The organism is Candidatus Symbiopectobacterium sp. NZEC135, from assembly GCF_025962695.1.
Map to the genome: position 1 here is coordinate 1 of NZ_JAGFPF010000283.1, position 1950 is coordinate 1950.

Sequence of the window (1950 nt, forward strand, 5' to 3'; positions counted from 1 at the left end):
CTCCAGCCTGGCAACGATTTTTGGTACCAATAAATTGGCAGTACTACTCGGGAACACATTTTCTATCTCTGGGTATCTCCGCCGGGTAAAGATTATATGGAGACTCATTATCCCAACAATGGGTGCCGCGTTTATTTTTTCATTCGCTGGAGCATACACTGTCTCTCTTATACCAAGAGAGTTTATGGAGTATCTGATTTTTGTAATTCTTATTGTTATGGCAGTCTATACCTTCATAAAAAAGGATCTGGGACGGCTACATGCTGATATCAGTATTGGTCTGAAAGAGATACTGTTGGGGATAGTGTTAGGCGCTTTTATCGGATTTTATGATGGCATCTTTGGCGCAGGCAGTGGAAGTCTATTATTGTTTGCTTTTGTTAAATGTTTTGGCTTTGATTTTCTGAATGCATCTGCATCAGCCAAATTAATAAATCTTGGGACTTTTACTGCCGCACTGTGTTTTTTTGTACCGTCAGGGAATGTATTGTGGGTAATAGGAGGTGTAGTCGGTATTTGTAATGTTGCAGGGGCTGTTACAGGTGTATTTTTAGCCTTGCGATATGGTAGTGGATTTATCAGGGTCTTCTTTCTTATACTATTACTGTTTGTCATCGGACGGATGGGGATTTCCATTCTCTGCATCAGTCTGAAAGCAAGTTCCAGACTGTATGTTTTTTTGATTAAACGGTATAATGGATATGAAAAATCAGCCGTCTTCAGTACAATGTCTTCTATAGAAAATTCTGTATCAGTAGTGTTTTTCCTGAATTTTTTTATCGTGCGCCATTCGTCATCTCAATCCGAGCTTAAATAACCGACTCATCACGCTGGGTCTCAGGCTGATAAAAATAAATCGTCCTGTTTAACGATTGGGGTGAAAAAATTTCTGCCTAACGATTAAGTAGTTCTATACGACGAGGAGTGTTTCGTACTTTTTTTCGGTTATCCCTGCATAAACGCATGCTCATATTTTTAATTTCCTGATGGTTAAATTAGTTATGGTTTTAGACAAATGATTAGTATTTTTTCGATGTACTTTACAATGAATAGTTTCGCTGTAATCAAACTACCTGCTTAGCACAAGAACGTCCGCTCATAGCTGCTGAAAGCAGCTAAATGCTAATCGCAAACATTAGCGCTCTGGCAGTTTTAAAGATGCGCTGTAGCGATCTTTGGTGATAGCGCCACCACTTTGGCTTGTCGTTAGGCTATGATGAATGTTTACATTTTTCTTAGGAAGCATAGATGGATATCACTATCTGCAAACCATACGAATATGATGATTTGGCTGATATTTTTATCGAAATGGAAACCTACTATAACCAAAAACTTTGCCTGTCCAGGAGTGACATGTCCGCTTATCTGAAGGATAAGGTCTTTGCAGTTGGCTCCAGTACTGAAGTTCATAAAGTGGTTTGTGATGGCGTCATCGCTGCGTTTTCATGTGTTTCAGTGATGTACCCCTCGCCACGTTTCAGTGGGCAAATGTTTATCAAAGAGCTGTTTGTTTCTGCTCCTTTCAGAAGGGCAGGAATTGGCAGAAAGCTGATGGGTTTTATCGCAAGCCGTGCTCAAGAGCAGGGGTGCTTTCAACTCGATTGGTTATCGGTGGCAGCAGATCCATTGGCGCAAAAGTTTTATGAGTCTCTCGGTGCTCAGGTTATCAAGAGCGTTAACTACCATCGAGTTTTTGGTCAAACTTTAGATGAGCTTGCCGGTGGTGTCGACTGAAGTATTCAAGCAAAGCCACTCCTTGTTGATAAACACACCAAAATAATAAGCCCGCTTTACGCTCTTGAGGGGCAACCATACTGAGGGGCTATGCTAAAAGAACTCATAAACGCCTGCCTCCCAGTATCCTTTACCGGCACGGGTACGCTTTTTCCAGCCCAATGATATCAATTCATTAGCAATAAGACGGTTCATAATTCCGTGCCCTATCAGCAG

At 41.2% G+C, this 1950-nt stretch carries 2 protein-coding genes; both read left to right on the top strand.

Going from position 1 to position 1950, the window contains the following annotated elements; translation table 11 throughout:
* The coding region (locus tag J5224_RS25925) for a sulfite exporter TauE/SafE family protein (RefSeq protein ID WP_264628067.1) at window positions 1-817 on the top strand (817 nt) is incomplete at its 5' end.
* 431 nt (window positions 818-1248) lie between these two features.
* Window positions 1249-1734 (top strand): GNAT family N-acetyltransferase, encoded by a 486-nt coding sequence (locus tag J5224_RS25930; protein ID WP_264628068.1) that lies wholly within the window; start codon window positions 1249-1251, stop codon window positions 1732-1734.
* Window positions 1735-1950: the final 216 nt, after the last annotated feature.

Excerpts from the sequence above, each read along its gene's own strand:
- J5224_RS25930 (WP_264628068.1), top strand. The coding sequence starts at position 1,249 with ATGGATATCACTATCTGCAAACCATACGAATATGATGATTTGGCTGAT.